This window comes from Pseudomonas sp. LRF_L74 (genome assembly GCF_965644255.1).
GTDB lineage: Bacteria > Pseudomonadota > Gammaproteobacteria > Pseudomonadales > Pseudomonadaceae > Aquipseudomonas.
Genome location: NZ_CBFFRH010000028.1, coordinates 1 through 1,787, shown reverse-complemented (window position 1 = coordinate 1,787; position 1,787 = coordinate 1). Strand labels below are relative to the sequence as shown.

At 52.9% G+C, this 1,787-nt stretch carries 1 protein-coding gene; it reads right to left on the bottom strand.

The window, feature by feature from the left end; genetic code table 11:
- On the bottom strand, nt 1-1,787 hold a 1,787-nt coding region (locus tag ACSZPK_RS26900), incomplete at both ends, for a condensation domain-containing protein (protein ID WP_437884672.1).

Here is a 1,787-nt window from a genome sequence, read left to right as displayed (position 1 = left end):
CCCGAGGTGTAGATCACATAAGCCAGATTATCTGGCTGAGTGAGATTGATCGGGTTGGTATCGCTGTAACCTTTCAGACCTTCATCAAGCATCAAGCAGTGCACATGATCTGGGATCGGGAGTTGTGCTTGTAGATGAGCTTGAGTCAGCAGCAACGCGATACCACTGTCCTCCATCATATAGGCCAGTCGATCTTCTGGATACTCTGGGTCCAACGGTACATACGCACCGCCTGCCTTCAAGACTCCCAGCAGCCCAACCACCATTTCCAGGCTGCGCTCTACGGCGATACCAACCAATACATCCGGACCAACGCCTTGTTCACGCAGCTTATGCGCCAGTTGGTTGGCCTTGCCATTCAGTTGTTGGTAGGTCAACTCTTGATTGTCGAACACCACAGCGATGGCGTTGGGGGTTTTATCCGCCTGTGCTTCGATCAATTGGTGGATGCACTGATCGTTTGGATAACTCGCCCTGGTTCTATTCCAGTCGCAAACGATTTGCTGGTGTTCTTGCTCGCTCAAAAGTGGCAGCTCGGAAACCCATTGCTGCGGTGCCTTGACGATACCATTCAACAGATTAATCCAATGCCCACTCAGACGCTCAATGCTGGCTTTGTCGAACAAGTCCGTCGCGTAGCACAACGAAGCGCCAATGCCATTCGCATACTCGTAGGTATCCAGTGTCAGGTCGAATTTAGCAGTGCTTTGCTCAGTGAACAGCGACTCTACCGTCAGCCCCGATAAGGCTTGGCTGTTCCCTCGGACCTGACTTTGGTGGTTGTACATCACTTGGAACAGCGGGCTATGGCTCAAGCTACGCTCTGGCTGCAACGCCTCGACCAACTGTTCGAACGGCAGGTCCTGATGCGCCTGAGCATCCAACGCCGCTTGCTGGACCTGCTTCAGCAATGCACTGAACGTCGTATTTAAGTCGAACTCCGCCTTGAGCACCTGGGTGTTGACGAAGAAGCCAATCAGCCTTTCGGTCTCGACTCGGTTACGGTTGGCAATTGGCACGCCTACGCGGATATCGCTCTGACCTGAGTAACGATGCAAAAGGGTCTGGAAGCTCGCCAGCAACAACATGAACAGGGTTGAACCTTGTTCTTTTGCCAGTTGTTTGAGCGAATGGGCCAGAGGCTCATCCAGCGTGATTTCCAGATTTGCACCAGCGTAGCTCTGGACTGATGGCCGCGGGCGATCCAGAGGGAGTTCCAATACTGGTTGCTCATCACCCAATTGTTCTTTCCAATAAACTAATTGACGCTCTCGCTCTCCTGCCTCCATCCACTGGCGCTGCCAGATTGCATAGTCGGCATATTGAATTGACAACTCAGGAAGGGATACAACCTCTCCGACTCGGTAACCTTCGTAGAGTTGGACTAGCTCGTCGATCATGATCGGCATCGACCAACCATCAGATACGATATGGTGCAAGGTCAGCACCAAAACATGATCCTCTTCTGACAGACGCAGCAGCTTTACCCGCAGCAGCGGCCCTTGCTCCAGATCAAAAGCACGCTGTACTTCAGCCTCAACCTCAGTTTTAAGCACGTGATTCAGATCGATATCAGCGGAAACCTGAAGCCCTTCAACTACCAGCTCGAAGGGTACGGCTGGATGTATCACTTGGACTGCCTGTTCATCCTCCTGACAGAACGTGGTACGCAGGGTTTCATGGCGAGCGATCAGCGACTCGAAACTCGAACGCAACGCGTCGATATCCAGAGGCCCCTTGAACCGCAGAGCAGTCGGCATGTTATAAGCCGTGCTCTCCGGCTCCAG